At 38.4% G+C, this 15,740-nt stretch carries 17 protein-coding genes; 9 read left to right on the forward strand and 8 right to left on the reverse strand.

Going from position 1 to position 15,740, the window contains the following annotated elements; all coding sequences use genetic code 11:
* The first annotated feature begins 82 nt into the window (after nucleotides 1-82).
* From ABXZ32_RS00105 to ABXZ32_RS00125, 5 genes are all read left to right on the forward strand, one after another.
* Complete coding sequence (locus ABXZ32_RS00105) at nucleotides 83-661, forward strand: non-canonical purine NTP diphosphatase (RefSeq protein WP_354616661.1); 579 nt, start codon at nucleotides 83-85, stop codon at nucleotides 659-661.
* A gap of 255 nt (nucleotides 662-916) precedes the next feature.
* Entirely contained in the window at nucleotides 917-2,740 is a 1,824-nt protein-coding gene (locus ABXZ32_RS00110) for a DEAD/DEAH box helicase (protein ID WP_354616662.1), read from the forward strand.
* 76 nt (nucleotides 2,741-2,816) lie between these two features.
* Nucleotides 2,817-3,596, forward strand: a complete 780-nt coding sequence (locus ABXZ32_RS00115; protein ID WP_354616663.1) for a carboxypeptidase-like regulatory domain-containing protein — start codon at nucleotides 2,817-2,819, stop codon at nucleotides 3,594-3,596.
* 130 nt (nucleotides 3,597-3,726) lie between these two features.
* A complete protein-coding gene (locus tag ABXZ32_RS00120; protein ID WP_354616664.1) occupies nucleotides 3,727-5,421 on the forward strand; it encodes an alpha-amylase family glycosyl hydrolase in 1,695 nt (564 codons plus the stop codon).
* Nucleotides 5,422-5,485: 64 nt separating this feature from the next.
* Complete coding sequence (locus tag ABXZ32_RS00125; RefSeq protein WP_354616665.1) at nucleotides 5,486-6,310, forward strand: metallophosphoesterase; 825 nt, start codon at nucleotides 5,486-5,488, stop codon at nucleotides 6,308-6,310.
* A gap of 1 nt (nucleotide 6,311) precedes the next feature.
* On the opposite strand, the gene ABXZ32_RS00130 is transcribed toward ABXZ32_RS00125, so the two are convergent.
* Genes ABXZ32_RS00130 through ABXZ32_RS00140 form a run of 3 tightly spaced genes read right to left on the reverse strand, consistent with a single transcriptional unit; the run spans nucleotide 6,312 to nucleotide 7,919 of the window.
* Nucleotides 6,312-6,689, reverse strand: a complete 378-nt coding sequence (locus ABXZ32_RS00130) for a VOC family protein (protein WP_354616666.1) — start codon at nucleotides 6,687-6,689, stop codon at nucleotides 6,312-6,314.
* 2 nt (nucleotides 6,690-6,691) lie between these two features.
* Nucleotides 6,692-7,219 carry an SRPBCC family protein gene (locus ABXZ32_RS00135; protein WP_354616667.1) on the reverse strand — a complete coding sequence of 176 codons (528 nt, stop codon included), beginning with the start codon at nucleotides 7,217-7,219 and terminating at the stop codon, nucleotides 6,692-6,694.
* A gap of 43 nt (nucleotides 7,220-7,262) precedes the next feature.
* The gene (locus tag ABXZ32_RS00140) at nucleotides 7,263-7,919 is read right to left on the reverse strand and encodes a TrmH family RNA methyltransferase (RefSeq protein WP_354616668.1); all 657 of its coding nucleotides are present in this window, start codon (nucleotides 7,917-7,919) and stop codon (nucleotides 7,263-7,265) included.
* Between the two features lie 59 nt (nucleotides 7,920-7,978).
* On the opposite strand from ABXZ32_RS00140, the gene ABXZ32_RS00145 reads away from it, so the two are divergent.
* Complete coding sequence (locus ABXZ32_RS00145) at nucleotides 7,979-8,674, forward strand: SIR2 family NAD-dependent protein deacylase (RefSeq protein WP_354616669.1); 696 nt, start codon at nucleotides 7,979-7,981, stop codon at nucleotides 8,672-8,674.
* Here the strand turns inward: ABXZ32_RS00145 and ABXZ32_RS00150 are convergent.
* Nucleotides 8,637-9,110, reverse strand: coding sequence for a heme-binding domain-containing protein (locus ABXZ32_RS00150; RefSeq protein WP_354616670.1), 474 nt, complete (start codon nucleotides 9,108-9,110; stop codon nucleotides 8,637-8,639). The two genes, ABXZ32_RS00145 and ABXZ32_RS00150, sit on opposite strands and share 38 nt — an antisense overlap.
* A gap of 259 nt (nucleotides 9,111-9,369) precedes the next feature.
* Between ABXZ32_RS00150 and purB the strand changes: the two genes are divergently transcribed.
* The gene (gene purB, locus ABXZ32_RS00155; RefSeq protein ID WP_354616671.1) at nucleotides 9,370-10,713 is read left to right on the forward strand and encodes an adenylosuccinate lyase; all 1,344 of its coding nucleotides are present in this window, start codon (nucleotides 9,370-9,372) and stop codon (nucleotides 10,711-10,713) included.
* A gap of 266 nt (nucleotides 10,714-10,979) precedes the next feature.
* On the forward strand, nucleotides 10,980-11,879 hold the full coding sequence (locus ABXZ32_RS00160; RefSeq protein WP_354616672.1) for a mechanosensitive ion channel family protein: 900 nt from the start codon (nucleotides 10,980-10,982) through the stop codon (nucleotides 11,877-11,879).
* A 100-nt stretch (nucleotides 11,880-11,979) separates the two neighbouring features.
* Here the strand turns inward: ABXZ32_RS00160 and ABXZ32_RS00165 are convergent, their stop codons facing one another.
* The 4 genes from ABXZ32_RS00165 to ABXZ32_RS00180 are packed head-to-tail and all read right to left on the reverse strand — an operon-like array spanning nucleotide 11,980 to nucleotide 14,008.
* Nucleotides 11,980-12,525 (reverse strand): DUF4252 domain-containing protein, encoded by a 546-nt coding sequence (locus ABXZ32_RS00165; protein ID WP_354616673.1) that lies wholly within the window; start codon nucleotides 12,523-12,525, stop codon nucleotides 11,980-11,982.
* Nucleotides 12,526-12,529: 4 nt separating this feature from the next.
* Nucleotides 12,530-13,081 carry a DUF4252 domain-containing protein gene (locus tag ABXZ32_RS00170; protein WP_354616674.1) on the reverse strand — a complete coding sequence of 184 codons (552 nt, stop codon included), beginning with the start codon at nucleotides 13,079-13,081 and terminating at the stop codon, nucleotides 12,530-12,532.
* A gap of 11 nt (nucleotides 13,082-13,092) precedes the next feature.
* On the reverse strand, nucleotides 13,093-13,512 hold the full coding sequence (locus ABXZ32_RS00175) for a hypothetical protein (RefSeq protein ID WP_354616675.1): 420 nt from the start codon (nucleotides 13,510-13,512) through the stop codon (nucleotides 13,093-13,095).
* Nucleotides 13,499-14,008, reverse strand: coding sequence for an RNA polymerase sigma factor (locus tag ABXZ32_RS00180; RefSeq protein ID WP_354616676.1), 510 nt, complete (start codon nucleotides 14,006-14,008; stop codon nucleotides 13,499-13,501). The genes ABXZ32_RS00175 and ABXZ32_RS00180 overlap by 14 nt, the downstream gene beginning before the upstream one ends.
* A 222-nt stretch (nucleotides 14,009-14,230) precedes the next feature.
* Between ABXZ32_RS00180 and ABXZ32_RS00185 the strand changes: the two genes are divergently transcribed.
* Nucleotides 14,231-15,703: a S41 family peptidase gene (locus ABXZ32_RS00185; RefSeq protein WP_354616677.1), complete on the forward strand. Its 1,473-nt coding sequence runs from the start codon at nucleotides 14,231-14,233 to the stop codon at nucleotides 15,701-15,703.
* Nucleotides 15,704-15,740 lie beyond the last annotated feature (37 nt).

A 15,740-nucleotide genomic window follows, 5' to 3' on the forward strand; every position in this document is an offset into this window, starting at 1 on the left:
TTAGGATTTAAATTTAGTAATTTTGAACGAGCAATAATAAAGTAATATAAAACACTTCATCCCCTCACATTAGTACACAACCATGGAACTAGTATTTGCCACTCATAACAAAAATAAATTCAAGGAAGTCCAATTGCTTCTGCCCAAGCATATTACCTTACGGTCTTTGGATGACATCGGCTGTATAGATGAAATTCCTGAAACCGCAGACACCATAGAGGGCAATGCCATTATCAAGGCGAATTATGTCACCGAAAATTATGGGTACGCCTGTTTTGCAGATGATACCGGACTTATGGTAGATGCACTCGATGGCGCCCCTGGGGTCTATTCTGCCAGATATGCCGGCACAAATAAGAATTCGGAGGATAACATGGACAAGCTATTGGCGGAATTGGAAGGACAGACCAACAGGGATGCCCGATTTAAAACCACAATCGCCCTGCACCTGGAAAGGCAAAAGGTATTGTTCAATGGAATCGTATTGGGCGAAATAACCACGGAAAAAAGTGGTGAAGGGGGATTCGGTTATGACCCCATCTTTAAACCAAAAGGATATGACAAGACATTTGCCGAACTTCCACTTTCTGTGAAAAACGAAATAAGCCATAGAGGCAAAGCCATGAAACAATTAATAGATTATTTAAAAAATCTAAAATAAGAATCACACTACAAGCCTTTTTGGACCTCTTTAAAAGTCAAACCCTTTTAATTTCTTTTCAGAACCCCTTTAAAAGACGCGTGTCCACTGGCTTTCAAAGTATTACACAATTATTGTCGATATGTCAAATATTAACAGTACTTTTGCGCCTTGAAATAACGCCGCTGGTATAGCATGTGTTGCGCTGAGTATAATAGGTTATAAAGAATAATCGCTCTATGCAACATTCATATTTGCGATTAAGATTAACATATTATGACAAAGTTTGAAGCACTGGGACTAGACAAGTCCCTACTTGATGCTATTTCTGATTTAGGTTTTGAAAATCCATCAGAAGTACAAGAAATGGCAATTCCAATCTTATTGGAAGATGACACGGATTTGGTAGCTTTGGCCCAAACCGGAACAGGTAAAACCGCAGCTTTTGGTTTTCCACTTATCCAAAAAATAGATAAAGACAGTAGAACTACCCAAGGATTGATCCTCTCTCCTACAAGGGAATTATGTTTGCAGATCACCAATGAACTTCAATTGTATTCCAAATACGAAAGAAGTATTAATGTTGTTGCCATTTATGGTGGTGCCAGTATTACCGATCAGGCAAGACAAATTAAAAGAGGGGCCCAAATTATCGTTGCTACACCAGGTCGTATGAAAGATATGATCGGTCGTGGAATGGTAGACATTTCAAAAATCGACTATTGTATTTTAGATGAGGCCGATGAAATGTTGAACATGGGCTTTATGGAAGATATTAAGGATATCCTTTCAAATACCCCAAAGGAAAAAAACACATGGTTGTTCTCCGCAACAATGCCCAAAGAAGTGGCAACTATTGCGAAGAAATTTATGAATAACCCACAGGAAATTACAGTGGGAACCAAAAATTCCGGCGCAACAACCGTACAGCACGAATATTATGTAGCTGGCGGAAGGGATCGTTACCCTGTTCTAAAAAGATTGGCTGATACCAATCCTGATATCTTCTCTGTAATCTTTTGTAGAACCAAAAGGGATACACAAAGGGTCGCAGAAAAATTAATTGAAGACGGGTACAACGCAGGAGCCCTACACGGAGATTTGAGCCAGAACCAAAGAGATTTGGTAATGAATTCATTCCGTAAAAAACAAATTCAAATGTTAGTGGCCACGGATGTTGCTGCTAGAGGTATTGATGTTGATGACATTACGCATGTTATCAATTACCAATTGCCTGATGAAATTGAAACCTACACACACCGTAGTGGTCGTACAGGTAGAGCAGGAAAGTCTGGTATTTCTATGGTTATTATTACCCGTAGCGAATTGCGCAAGATCAAGGCTATTGAAAATAAGCTTAATCAGAAGTTCATCTCCAAAAAAATCCCAACAGGAATGGAGATCTGCGAAATTCAGTTGTACCATTTGGCCAATAAAATAAAGGATACTTCTATCAATGAAGAAGTTGAAAGCTATTTACCTGCCATCAATGACGTGTTCAGGGGAATTGACCGTGAAGAATTGATCAAAAAAATAATCTCTGTTGAATTTACTAGATTCTTCAACTACTATAACAAGACAAAAGACCTTAACACCTCGGATGGTGGAGATCGCAGAAATGATTCTGACGGTCCCGCACAAATACCTAGTGACGGTTCTGTACGTTATTTCATCAATGTTGGTGAAAAGGACGATTACGATTGGATGTCCTTAAAGGATTTCTTAAGGGACACTCTTAACGTAGGTCAGGATGATATTTACAAGGTAGATGTTAAAGAAAGTTTCTCTTTCTTTAATACCGATGCCTCGGTAACTGAACTAATTTTGAAAACCTTTACCGACTTCAAATTGGACGGAAGGTTCATTAACGTTGAAATTTCCAAGAACCCAGGTGGTGGTGGCGGAGGTGGAAGCCGAAGCGGCGGAAGACGCAGTGGTGGAAGACGCAGTGAATCATTCGGTGGAAGACGCAGCGGTGGCGGAGATAGTGATCGTGGCGGAAGACGTAGCGGTGGAAAAGGCCGAGAACGAAGCGCCTCCGATAGTCGCAAAAAAGACTCCGGAAGAAAATCGTCCAAAAAGAAAAATGGCTTCTTTTAGTTAATTGTATATTAAAAAAATACGCTTCGGCGTATTTTTTTATTTAGTTTACTGACTTAAATTAGGATTTAGATTAATGAAGTACTTTTTATTTGTTTGCCTTACTATGTTTAGTGTTCTTGGAATTGCCCAGGAAAATCAAAATACCAATGATTTAGAAAAACTTTCTGCGATCGTGGTAAACGCCCAAACAGAGGAACTTTTGGAGAGCGTTCATATAATCAATCTCAATCAAGTAAAGGGCACCATCACCAATCAAAAGGGAGAATTCTCCATTACAGCGGCCGTAAACGATACCCTATATCTTTCCTATCTTGGTTTTAAGACCCAGAAGATTAGGGTAACCAATGATATGTTCAAGTTCAAGAACACTAAAATAGCCTTAACGGAATTGGCCTATGCCTTGGAAGAGGTTATTGTTAAACCTTACCAACTTACTGGATATTTGGAGATAGATGTAAAAAATCTACCTATCAATGAGGGCTTTCAATATAGTATTTCAGGTCTCTCTAAAAGTTATGAGGCAGGGAGCAAAAACCCTAGCGCCGTTACAAAGGTTTTGGGAGCTATCCTAAATCCGGCTGACCTCTTACGGAATCTCTTTGGCAAAAAACCAAGAGAGATGCGGAAGTTGAGAATGGTAAAGGACGAGGATGAAATAAGGGATCTATTAGCTTCCAAATTTGATCGTGAACTCCTCACAGAATTACTACAGATTGAAAAAGTGGACATTGAGGACATCCTCAACAACTGCAATTATTCCAGCTCCTTTATAAAAACAGCAAATGATCTTCAAATCCTAGATGCTATTAGTAGCTGTTATGAAGATTTTAAGGTGCTCAACAGAAAAAGATAGAATATCCTTCATCCTGTCCTCTAGGACGACCTAGATTCAAGAATCACGCTGCGTAATGCATGAATTTCCATTCTGAAATAAATTTTCATTTTCAGTTTTCATTTTATAGCTTTAGACAAAATTGTAGGAAATGAAAAAACTGCTGATTGCCACTGCAATTATTGCACTTACTATAGCGTGTAAAGAGGAAAAAAAACAAGAAGTTGCTAATGTCAATACCGCAACAGATTCAATTCCAACTACAAAAGTCACCAAACCCTTTGTTTGGGAAGGAGCCAACATCTACTTTCTACTGACCGACCGTTTTAATAATGGCAATCCTGATAATGATGTAAGTTTCGAAAGAAATGAGGAAACTGGTGAATTAAGAGGATTTATGGGTGGAGACATTCAGGGAATCACAAAAAAAATAGAAGATGGGTATTTCACGGAACTAGGGGTCAATGCCATCTGGTTTACCCCTGTTGTTGAACAAATCCATGGCGGCACAGATGAGGGCACTGGAATGACCTATGGCTATCATGGCTATTGGACTAAGGACTGGACATCCTTGGATCCAAATTTTGGAACCAAAAAAGACTTGGAGAAACTTGTCAAGACCGCCCACAAGAATGGCATACGTGTTTTATTGGATGTTGTATTAAACCATACTGGTCCGGTTACTGAAAAAGATCCATTATGGCCAACGGAATGGGTACGTACAGAACCTGTGTGCAAATTTACGACCTATGAGAATACAACGAGTTGTGTCCTTGTTGATAACCTACCAGATATCCGCACAGAGACTGACGAAGGTGTCGCGATTCCTGACGCTCTCTTGGCCAAATGGAAGAATGAAGGACGCTTGAGTACCGAATTGGATGAACTACAATTATTTTTTGAGCGTACCGGTTACTCTAGGGCCCCTAGGTTCTACATCATCAAATGGCTGACTGATTATGTGAATGATTACGGGATTGACGGATTTAGGGTAGATACCGTAAAACATTCTACAGAACAAGCGTGGGCCGAACTATATAAGGAAGCTTCCTTCGCTTTTGACACCTGGAAAAAGAAACATCCAGATCTTATTCTAGATGAAAATCCATTCTATATGGTAGGTGAGGTATACAATTATGGCATTTCTGGCGGTAGGGAATATGATTTTGGAGATAAAAAGGTAGACTATTTTAATTATGGCTTTAAAAGTCTCATCAATTTTGAATTAAAGTACGATGCTCAAAGCAAGGATTATGAAAAGGTTTTCAAAAAATATCATGAACTTTTAAATTCTAAGTTAAAAGGTAAAAGCGTTTTAAATTACCTCACTTCCCATGATGACGGCAGCCCGTTTGACAAAGAACGAAAAACACCGTACTACGATGCCAATATTTTGTTATTGACCCCTGGAGCTTCACAAATATACTATGGAGATGAAACTTCTAGAAACTTAACGATTGCGGGCACAGAGGGAGATGCTACACTGCGTTCCTTTATGAACTGGGAAGAATTGGATAGCATTCCAGAAAAACAACTAATTCTTAAACATTGGCAAAAATTGGGTCAGTTTAGGAACAACCATCCTGCGGTAGGGGCTGGTGATCATAAAATGCTCTCATCAAAACCTTATGTATTTAGCAGAAGCTATGTCAATATGGATTTTAAAGATAAGGTCGTGGTAGGGCTAGACCTGCCAAAAGGCAAAAAAGAAATTACCGTAAAAGGATTCTTTGGAGATGGAACCAAGTTAATGGACACGTTCTCAAATACAGAAGTTGAAGTTAAGAAGGGTAAAGTCACTTTGGACAATGAGTTCGATATGGTGCTGTTGGAACTCATAAAATAAGCAGCCTGTACCAAATACTTTAGTCATATCTCAAAAAACTGCTTAAAACACCTTTTTTGTACAAATGAAGATAAACAGGAGGAATTTTGTCATAAGACTGCTCACTGGGGTTACCGGTATTTTTGGCCTCTTGGTATTGGACGGATTCTGGTTTGAAAAGTATATCATCAGTTGGACCGAATACGATATTTCTGGGCGGGAAGATCAAAAGATAAAGACTATTCAAATTACGGACATGCATTTGGATGAAATTAAAACCTTTCATCATGCTATTGCATTACGTATCAACAAAGAGCAACCAGACGTCCTATTTATAACGGGAGACGCCATCAACTACAATAGCAGGCTGCCACTCCTCAGCAATTTTCTAGGGTTAATTGATCATTCCATATACAAAGTGGCCATTTTAGGTAATGTTGAATACTCCGGAAACGTAGATATACAGGCCTTAAAAAAGGTATATCATGATAATAATGGGGAGCTTTTGGTGAATGAAAACTGTAGTCTAAAAAAAGGGGAAAGAACGCTTAATATTATTGGTTTGGATGATTACATCGGGGGAAATGCAGACTTCTATAAAGCCGCTAAAAACGTGGATAAATCTTTGGAGACCATCGTCCTAAATCATTGTCCAGGTTACCGAGACGACATTGAACGAATCAACCGAAGATTGGGAACCAAGATTAAACTCATATTATCCGGGCATACCCATGGCGGGCAAATAACTTTTTTTGGAAAAATATTGTATACTCCTGGTGGGAGCGGCAGGTATGTTAAAGGCTGGTATGAAAGTAAGGAAACCAAGATGTATGTCTCCAAAGGAATAGGCACAAGTGTAATACCTGTAAGGTTTGGTGCAAGGGCCGAGGCTTCAATATTTTATATCTAACTTACTGCTGGGAATGTAGGGCCAACCTATTGCCTTCCGTATCAATGAACAATGCCATAAAACCATGTCCCCCTCCTATTTCTTTTTTGGCTTGAATTATTTTTCCACCCGCTTTTTCAATCTTACCAAGTGGCACGGAAACATCTTTGCATGAAAAATAAAGTAGAGATCCAGCTTTTTCACTGGGTTCATACATTTCGTGCTGTACCAAAGATCCTGAAGCACCTGATTTTCCGGAGGCAAAGGGGAACCATCCCATTTTTATAACTCCCACGTCGTGCACCTCTATGGTAATGTCAAATACGGCTTCGTAAAACTTTTTGGCACGCTCCATGTTTGTTACGGGAATCTCAAACCAACCAATCATATTGTGTTCCATAACTAGCTTTTTTCAAGTAATAGCTTTAGATCTCCCAAACCTTCTTCAAAATCCTTGCCCACCATTTTGTCCATATTCATAAAAAGCGCCATAATGGTCATGGGAAAAGCATTTCTACCCTTAAATCCCCAAATTACCTTGGTTTTATTTGGAGAAACCTCCTCTGCGATTAAATAACAATCCGAGGTTGATTTAAACGGCTTCATAAAGCGCAGTTCTCCTTCCATACGTTCCCCTTCAACAATGTTGGTAATCTCCTGCTCTCCTTCCCCTACTTTCTTCCCTTTCCAGTAACTTATCGCTCCAACTTCCCCATCCGTTCCGGTAAACCTTTTTTCCATATCCGGCTCCTTTTTATCCCATGGAGACCATTTTTGTTGGTTTTTTAAATATTTCAAATACTCAAAAACCTCCGCTTTTGGCTTGGAAATTTCGATTGACCTGGAAACATCGTAATGCTTTGGTCCTAAAATAGATAGGATAACAATTAAAAGTACAATTGCTAGAATAATGTAAAGTATAGTGGTCATAGATTCTAATGGTTTAGTTGTATTTAAATATAGTGAATATTTGTTATTTTTCGTTGTAGTAACGCTCTAGGATATCATCTATACTTTTGATGGATTTTTTTGTCCAGTCCAGCATCTTCTCCTTCTTTTCCTCCTCGGTTAGTTGCCATGGGAGCTCCCCATTTCTCAAATTAGAGGTCAGCTGCTGTAGGATGATTGCTGCAGATACAGAAATATTGAGGCTTTCGGTAAAGCCCACCATCGGAATCTTTAGATAGCCATCTGCATTTTTCATCACCTCCTCGCTCAAACCATCTCTTTCGGTACCAAAAAAAAGGGCAGTCTTTCTTGTCATTGTAAACTCATCCAGGAAACAGGAATCATTATGTGGCGTAGTCGCAATAATTTTATACCCCTTATTTTTAAGAATCGAGAGACAATCTTTTGTATTGTTGTACCGATGTACATCTACCCATTTCTGGGCTCCCATAGCTATTTCGGAATCAAGACTTTGTCCATACCTACTTTCTATGAGGTGCACCCCTTGCACTCCAAAAATATCACAACTTCTTACTACGGCGCTAGTATTATGCATTTGGTACACATCCTCAACCGCAACAGTAAGGTAATTTGTGCGTTGTTCCAATACCTTTATGAACTTCGCCTTGCGTTCAGGAGTTATAAATTCCTCCAAATAACTTAAAAGTTGCTCATCCATCATACATCGAATATACTAAAATCTCTATTTTTATAGGGTCAATAAGTTTAAAGTAAGGTACAATGAGAAAAAAAATAGTAGTACTTACAGGTGCTGGGGTCAGCGCAGAAAGTGGCCTTAAAACCTTTAGGGACTCCAATGGGCTATGGGAGGGACATGATGTCATGGAAGTTGCCACCCCACAAGGATACGCCAACAATCCAACTTTGGTACTCAATTTTTACAACCAGAGACGAAAACAACTTTTTGATGTACTCCCCAACGAGGCCCACATGGCTTTGGTACTATTGGAGGCATCATATGATGTGACCATTATTACTCAAAACGTTGATGACCTTCATGAGAGGGCAGGTAGTACTGATGTGATTCATTTACATGGAGAATTATTGAAGGTCCGAAGTAGCATTGATCCAGATGTCGTCATAGACTGGAAAACCGATCTTAAATTAGGGGACACATGTGAGAAAGGGAGTCAGTTGCGACCACATATTGTGTGGTTTGGGGAAGAGGTCCCCATGTTGGATAGGGCCATTGAAATTACTCAAGAAGCAGATTTCCTCATGATCATAGGAACCTCCATGCAGGTATATCCTGCGGCCAGCCTCGTACATTTTGCCCCGACCCATTCTCCCATTTATTTTATTGATCCAAAACCTAATATATCTCCGTCGGCATTTGAAAATCTTGTCATCATTCCAGAAACGGCCGTAAAAGGTGTACCTACTGTGGTTGGGGACCTAATTGATAGAGGACTCTAGATTTTTTTGCCCATGCTATGACCATTTCCTTTTGTTCCGAGGTCAACCGAGCCTCCTTATGGGTCCAGGTATATTCCTTCAAGGGCATTTCCCCACCTTCTACCTCTTCTACCAATTCCTCCAATTTATGGTCCTTCTTTTTGGAAGTATAACTTTCCCATTCCGAAAAATTTAAGTGGCCTTTACCCACTCTAATATGGTCTGCCATCCAATAGGACACCGGAGCAATATTATTATACCAGGGATAAATGGTATTATTACTATGACAATCGTAACAGGTAGTCTCTAAAATTAATTTCACTTCTTGGGGCGGATTGGTTTCTGATAGAAAAACGGCAGAATGGTCCCCAATTTCCACATTCTTGGCAGGTCTATAAAACTGTATGGCTATAAGGGCGATCAATAAAATCCACCCTATCCTTTTTGCTAATTTCATATTGAAAGAATTGAACAGGAAAAATACTAATTTTAGGACCAATAATTAATTTTCCAATCGGTAAAATCTAAACACATTTATATTTAGAATAAGTCCAAAAGCATATCAATCTTTAATAAAAATCGATGGACAATCGCATTTTGAATAAATAATACACTATAAACACAGAATGTTAATCCATTGCCCCTATTAAACTTTTAAACTCATTAAGTAATAACTATCTTTGACCCTTTCAAAAAAATAACCAATTCCCTATAAGATGTCATTAAACGAATTAAATGCCATATCCCCTATTGATGGGCGCTACAGAAGCAAAACTGTTACTTTGGCCCCGTATTTCTCTGAGGAGGCACTGATCAAATATAGAGTTCGCGTTGAAATTGAATATTTTATCGCCCTTTGTGAAATACCACTTCCACAATTACAATCTTTTGATCATTCAAAATTTGACGCCCTTAGGGATATCTACAAAAACTTTGACACGGCAGATGCACTGGCCATCAAGGAAATAGAAAAGGTGACCAACCACGATGTTAAAGCCGTAGAGTATTTTATTAAAAAGGCATTTGATGCTCTAGGTTTACAACCTTTTAAAGAGTTTATCCATTTTGGACTTACCTCTCAGGATATAAACAACACTTCAATACCCCTTTCTATTAAAGAGGCAATGAATGAGGTTTATGTTCCCCAATATATGGAATTGCTTACCAAATTACAGGAATTGGCCAATGAATGGGCAGCAATACCAATGTTGGCAAGGACTCATGGACAGCCTGCCTCCCCTACTAGATTGGGAAAGGAAATAGAAGTTTTTACTACCCGCTTAAAAGAGCAGTTCAATTTATTGAATGATATCCCCAGTGCCGCAAAATTTGGTGGTGCCACAGGAAATTATAACGCCCATAAGGTTGCGTACCCAAAGGTAGATTGGAAAAATTTTGGTGAAACCTTCGTGCAGGGAAAATTAGGATTGCACCATTCCTTCCCGACCACCCAAATTGAGCATTACGACCATATGGCCGCCCTTTTTGATACGTTAAAGCGAATCAACAATATTATCCTAGATCTGGATAGGGACTTTTGGACCTATGTTTCCATGGATTATTTTAAACAAAAAATTAAAGCAGGTGAAGTTGGATCTTCGGCTATGCCCCATAAGGTAAACCCTATAGATTTTGAAAATTCAGAAGGAAACCTAGGAATTGCCAATGCCATATTTGAGCATTTATCCGCAAAACTTCCAGTGTCCAGATTGCAGCGTGATTTAACGGATAGTACCGTTCTAAGGAACGTTGGCGTTCCTTTTGGACATACCTTGATCGCTTTTCAATCTACCTTAAAGGGCTTGAACAAATTATTATTGAACAAGGAAAAGTTTGAACAGGATCTGGAGAATAATTGGGCGGTAGTGGCAGAAGCCATTCAGACCATATTGAGACGGGAAACCTATCCAAATCCATATGAGGCACTAAAGGGACTTACTCGTACCAATGATAGAATAAACCAACAATCCATTGCTAGTTTTATTGACACTTTGGAAGTCTCAGAATCGATAAAAACAGAACTAAAAGCGATTACACCTAGTAACTATACAGGGATATAGTGCCTTTATAGCGGTCCATCAATTTATTTGGATTAAAAATAATTTTCAAAAAAGACCACCCTCAGGTGGTCTTTTTTATATCTTGTCCCTACATTCTTTCACCTACAGCACCTTTGTTGTATTTTCAACAAAGAATCAATACCGTTGGTCATGTACACCAATATTCCGGTTTAGCTCCTATATCGCTTTTCTTAAAAGAGAGGGAATTAAACCAACTAGTTAAATGCTTTGAATAACAAATGTAATCCTATAAAAACTTTAAAATAATGGAAAATAATTTCTCAATAGAAGATGCGATCTCCAAACTTTATAACAAACTGGACGGATGGCTGGATGCAATCATTTTAAAACTTCCAAATATATTTATGGCCATATTGGTCATGGTAATGTTTTATTTCTTAGCTAGGATAATCAGAAACCTTCTGAAGAAATTATTGGCAAAAAGTGACAGTCAACAATCCGTTCAGGATATTATTGGCAAGGTCGTATTTGTGACCATCATGCTACTCGGTTTTTTTGTTGCTTTGGGAGTATTGGAATTGAACACAGTGCTAACAAGTATCTTGGCCGGGGCCGGTGTTATAGGTCTGGCAGTTGGTTTGGCCTTACAAGGCACATTGAATAACACTTTTGGTGGTATGATCCTTTCCTTTATGCCAAATTTAAAAATTAATGATTTTATAGAATCTGATGGATATTCGGGTTTTGTTTCGGAAATCAATCTAAGAAATATCGTACTACGCCAGCCTGATAATAATTATGTCATCATACCTAATTCAAATTTCATTGATGGCACCTTTACCAACTATTCTCTTTCCGAAAGAAGTAGAATATCCGTTGCCTGTGGAGTTGGTTATGAAAGTAGCCTCCAAGATGTGGAAGATTTGGTGGTTAAACTCATCGCAGAAAATTTTGAACAAAAAGAGAGTGAATCGGTAGAGTTCTTTTTCACCGAATTTGGTGATAGTTCTATTAATTTTATAACTCGTTTCTGGATTGACATGGTTGACAACAAACAGAAACTGGCAGCAACACATAAGGCTGTTAAGATCATTAAAGAACATTTCGACAAGCAGAATATCAATATCCCATTCCCTATCAGGACATTGGATTTTGGCAAGAACAACTTACAGGTATTGGTAGACAATAATGCGGATGACGCCTAAGCATCAACCGATTTTTAGAACGACACAATATCTACATATTATCAAAAAACCTGCATCAATTAGCTCGATGCAGGTTTTTTTATGTTTATATATTGATTGCTTAACCTTTCATAAACTCTTGAAGACTTCCAAGTCCTTCTCCTTTGTAGTCAGATTTTTGCAAGGCTTTCATGAGGGTCATTAAATGGGCCGGGTTCATGTCATTACCTAATACCCTGATCAATGCAAAACCTTGATCTTTACTGGACCCATAGATAATTACCTCATCGATCGCATCTTCATCGCCCAAGTATTTAACTACCCCATTGCCATAAGATGATTTCAATTTCATCAATTCCACAAACTTATCAGATTTCAAGATGGCATTCACCTTTGCACTTTCCATTTTAAATTCAGAAGCGTTCTCAGACGTTTTTTTAAACGCCAATACGTTCAGTTTTTTCAATGATTGGATTGCCTTCTTTTCTTCTGATGATAGTTCCGCCTTGTCCAAATTTAGAATACTGGCAGGTATATCAATTGAGATGAAATTTGGATTGTCCGAATTGTCCACGTAATATTCCTGTAAACTCTGATTGGAAGAACAGGCGGCCAATAGCCCAATGGCGACTAAAGCCAATAGGGATTTTTTGATTGATGTTTTCATAGGTTTACTTTTTATTGTTTTTTCCTGCCTTGTTCAATTCTTGGGGCAGATTCATCTTCTTGGTCAAGGAATTGATTTTGTTTAAGTCAATATCCCCTGTCAATGAAAGCAACACGGTCTCTACCTTACGGCCATTAACATCCATGTTTGCATTGTTAATGCCGGTCACGAACATGAGCAATTCACTAACATGATCATCGTCCTTACCACTTTTAATATAAAATTTAACGTTGGCATCCTTATCCTTTACCCGCATAAGTTCTACCAAAGACGTTGTTTTCAAGTACTTGTCTACCGATAATTTCATGTCGGCAGATATGCCCTTGTCTTCTGTAATAAACACCTTTAAGTTTTTGATACTCTTGGCAATTTCCATAAAATCTTTTGCCTCTGGCTCGTCAACATTTACTTCTATTTTGCTCAATAATTTGAACATACTCTCATTGACCACCACGGCGCTCACTTTGTCCAAATCCTCATATTTATCGAACATGGACTGTGAAAACCCTGCAAAGGGTAATAAGGCTACTACTAGTATTGCGAAAATCTTTTTCATTTCTTTTACTTTTAATTGTTGTTGTAAATTTTTTGTTTTGTTACTTCAAATTCATTTAAATAGGCCACTTTTTCTGTTCCTCGACTGAAATTTGCAGCCAAAAGGGTCAAAGCCTTCTTTGTTTGTTGATAAGCGTACTCTGCCTCTCTTTTTTCTTGGTATCTATTACCAAAATATATGCCACATGCAAGGACTGCTACTGCTGCAACGGATAACCATCTAAAGTGCTTTTTTCTAGGTTTTAATGGTACCTGCTTTGTAAACTGTTCTTCTTTGGCTTTGGAAAAGAATTGAAACAAAGGAATGTACTGCTCTAAATGGGGTGCTACTTTTTCATTTAGGAAATACTCCCTCAAAACTTCCTCCTCGGCAACCGTTGTGGTAGCCTCAAAGTACTTTTCCATTAAAATATCTATTCTATCCAATTCCATAGTTGTGTTTTTCTTTTAATTTTTCTCTTACCTCTTTTCTGGCCCTCGACAAGGCTACCCGTACCGCCGTTGGTTTCATATCCAACAACTCTCCTATTTCATTCAGTTCATATTGCTCAACATCCCGCAATTGTAATACCAGTTTTTGTTGCGCGGGTAGGTCCTCCATTATTTTCTGAACCCAGTCAACGCTGTCAATGGCTTCCAATTGACTTTGTAATGATGTATTTTCATCTTTATAATTACTGTGTACCAATTTTAAGTTTCCCGCCTCTTTCGACTTTAGGCGATCGAGACAAAAATTCTTGGTCATCGTCATCGCAAAGGCCTCTACATTATTATAATTGGACATATTGGTTTTTTTCGCCCAAAGCTTTAGCAAAATTTCCTGAGTGGCATCCTCCGCTTCCTCCTTTGAAATCAGCAAGCGTTTAGCCAATCGATATAGCTTATCCTTAAAGGGCATCACCACATTTAAAAATTCTGCTTGTTTCATTGTTGGTTTGGTTGTTAGGAACCTTTAATTGGTTCTTATTAGGAAGACGAAGTATAACGAAATATGTTACAAATAATTTTTTATTATTGATAATCTCAGTAATTTACACCGTTATTATTCGACCATTATAAAAAAAGTTGCCCACTACCTCCCTCAATTAGTGCTATTTGCATCCATAAAAGTTGGAACGGTATTTGAGCATGTTGATTTAAAAGAAAATTTATGAAAAAGATGTATTTACTGTTCCTAGGAATAGGTATGTTCATTGCTAGTTGTAGTAAGGATGATAATTTAATTAATAATCCGGACACTCCAGATCCAATAGGAACGACAGATGTAACAGTGCAAAATTTTATGTGGAAGTCCATGAACCTATGGTATTTTTGGCAAGGGAACGTTCCCAATCTATCAGATACCAAATTTTCTACCGATGCAGAATATACTGCTTTCCTCGAATCCGAATCAGACCCAGAACTTTTCTTTGATGATAAATTGCGATTTTCTGAAGACAGGTTTAGTTTCTTTACAGATGATTATAAGGAATTAGTGCAATCTTTTGCGGGAGTTTCCAAAAGTAATGGTTTGGAATTTGGGCTTACCTTTTATGGAGAAGGTAATGACATTTTTGGCTATGTAAGATATATCATTCCCAATTCGGATGCTTCTACTAAAGCGATAAAAAGGGGGGATATTTTTACTGGAGTCAATGGGGTTTCATTAACTGCCGATAATTATGTTGACCTCTTATTTGGGGATGCAGATAGCTATACCTTGAATATGGCGGACATAAACAATAACACCATCACGCCTAATAATAGAGAGGTGGCCTTAACGAAGTTTGAAGGTTTGGTGGAAAATCCCGTTTTTATTACCAATACAATTGAGGTAAGTGGCAAAAAAATCGGGTACCTCATGTACAATCGCTTTACCAGCAATTTTGATGAAGAGCTGAACAATGCCTTTGGGACTTTAAAAGCAAATGGGGTTACCGATCTGGTTTTGGATTTTAGATATAATCCAGGAGGCTCTGTAAACTCCTCTCGTTTATTATCCAGTATGGTCTACGGCACCAATACCAACCAATTGTATATCCGTCAACGTTGGAACAGTAAAATTCAACCCCAGTTGAGTTCTGCCCAGCTTGAGGACTATTTTGCCAATAAAACAGGCGAAGGGAGCACTATAAATACGTTGAACTTAAGTAAAGTTTATGTTTTGGCTACCGGTAGTTCAGCTTCAGCCAGCGAATTGGTAATGAACGGTTTGGACCCTTATGTGGAAGTAGTTCATATAGGGACCAAAACTAGGGGGAAAAATGAATTCTCTATCACTTTAGTGGATAACTCTTCTAATAGTTATGTATATAGTGGTTCTACAGAAAAAAACATCAATTCCAAAAATACATGGGGAATTCAGCCACTAGTGGGCAGAAACGAAAACTCCGTTGGATTCTTTGATTATACAGCAGGTTTTACACCAGATATCGAACTTCGGGAAGACCTTAGCAATCTTGGACAACTTGGTAACGTGAACGAGCCGTTGTTGGCTAGAGCCATACAAGAAATCACTGGAGTTTCAAGTAAAGTTGACTTTACGGTAAAAATGCCGGTTGACCTATTGAGCAGTTCTAAAATGTTTGCGCCTATGCGCGATAACATGTATTTGGACAAACCGCTTCCTATTTTTGAGAAATAAGGAATGTATTAAAAAAATAAAAAAAGGGCTTGGTTCA

Origin of the sequence: Sediminicola luteus, assembly GCF_040566555.1 — a bacterium.
GTDB lineage: Bacteria > Bacteroidota > Bacteroidia > Flavobacteriales > Flavobacteriaceae > Sediminicola.

Bases quoted from the DNA above. Each gene is read 5' to 3' on its own strand.
- ABXZ32_RS00105 (WP_354616661.1), top strand. From the start codon at position 83: ATGGAACTAGTATTTGCCACTCATAACAAAAATAAATTCAAGGAAGTC.
- ABXZ32_RS00110 (WP_354616662.1), top strand. From the start codon at position 917: ATGACAAAGTTTGAAGCACTGGGACTAGACAAGTCCCTACTTGATGCT.
- ABXZ32_RS00115 (WP_354616663.1), top strand. From the start codon at position 2,817: ATGAAGTACTTTTTATTTGTTTGCCTTACTATGTTTAGTGTTCTTGGA.
- ABXZ32_RS00120 (WP_354616664.1), top strand. From the start codon at position 3,727: ATGAAAAAACTGCTGATTGCCACTGCAATTATTGCACTTACTATAGCG.
- ABXZ32_RS00125 (WP_354616665.1), top strand. From the start codon at position 5,486: ATGAAGATAAACAGGAGGAATTTTGTCATAAGACTGCTCACTGGGGTT.
- ABXZ32_RS00130 (WP_354616666.1), bottom strand. From the start codon at position 6,689: ATGGAACACAATATGATTGGTTGGTTTGAGATTCCCGTAACAAACATG.
- ABXZ32_RS00135 (WP_354616667.1), bottom strand. From the start codon at position 7,219: ATGACCACTATACTTTACATTATTCTAGCAATTGTACTTTTAATTGTT.
- ABXZ32_RS00140 (WP_354616668.1), bottom strand. From the start codon at position 7,919: ATGATGGATGAGCAACTTTTAAGTTATTTGGAGGAATTTATAACTCCT.
- ABXZ32_RS00145 (WP_354616669.1), top strand. From the start codon at position 7,979: ATGAGAAAAAAAATAGTAGTACTTACAGGTGCTGGGGTCAGCGCAGAA.
- ABXZ32_RS00150 (WP_354616670.1), bottom strand. From the start codon at position 9,110: ATGAAATTAGCAAAAAGGATAGGGTGGATTTTATTGATCGCCCTTATA.
- purB (WP_354616671.1), top strand. From the start codon at position 9,370: ATGTCATTAAACGAATTAAATGCCATATCCCCTATTGATGGGCGCTAC.
- ABXZ32_RS00160 (WP_354616672.1), top strand. From the start codon at position 10,980: ATGGAAAATAATTTCTCAATAGAAGATGCGATCTCCAAACTTTATAAC.
- ABXZ32_RS00165 (WP_354616673.1), bottom strand. From the start codon at position 12,525: ATGAAAACATCAATCAAAAAATCCCTATTGGCTTTAGTCGCCATTGGG.
- ABXZ32_RS00170 (WP_354616674.1), bottom strand. From the start codon at position 13,081: ATGAAAAAGATTTTCGCAATACTAGTAGTAGCCTTATTACCCTTTGCA.
- ABXZ32_RS00175 (WP_354616675.1), bottom strand. From the start codon at position 13,512: ATGGAATTGGATAGAATAGATATTTTAATGGAAAAGTACTTTGAGGCT.
- ABXZ32_RS00180 (WP_354616676.1), bottom strand. From the start codon at position 14,008: ATGAAACAAGCAGAATTTTTAAATGTGGTGATGCCCTTTAAGGATAAG.
- ABXZ32_RS00185 (WP_354616677.1), top strand. From the start codon at position 14,231: ATGAAAAAGATGTATTTACTGTTCCTAGGAATAGGTATGTTCATTGCT.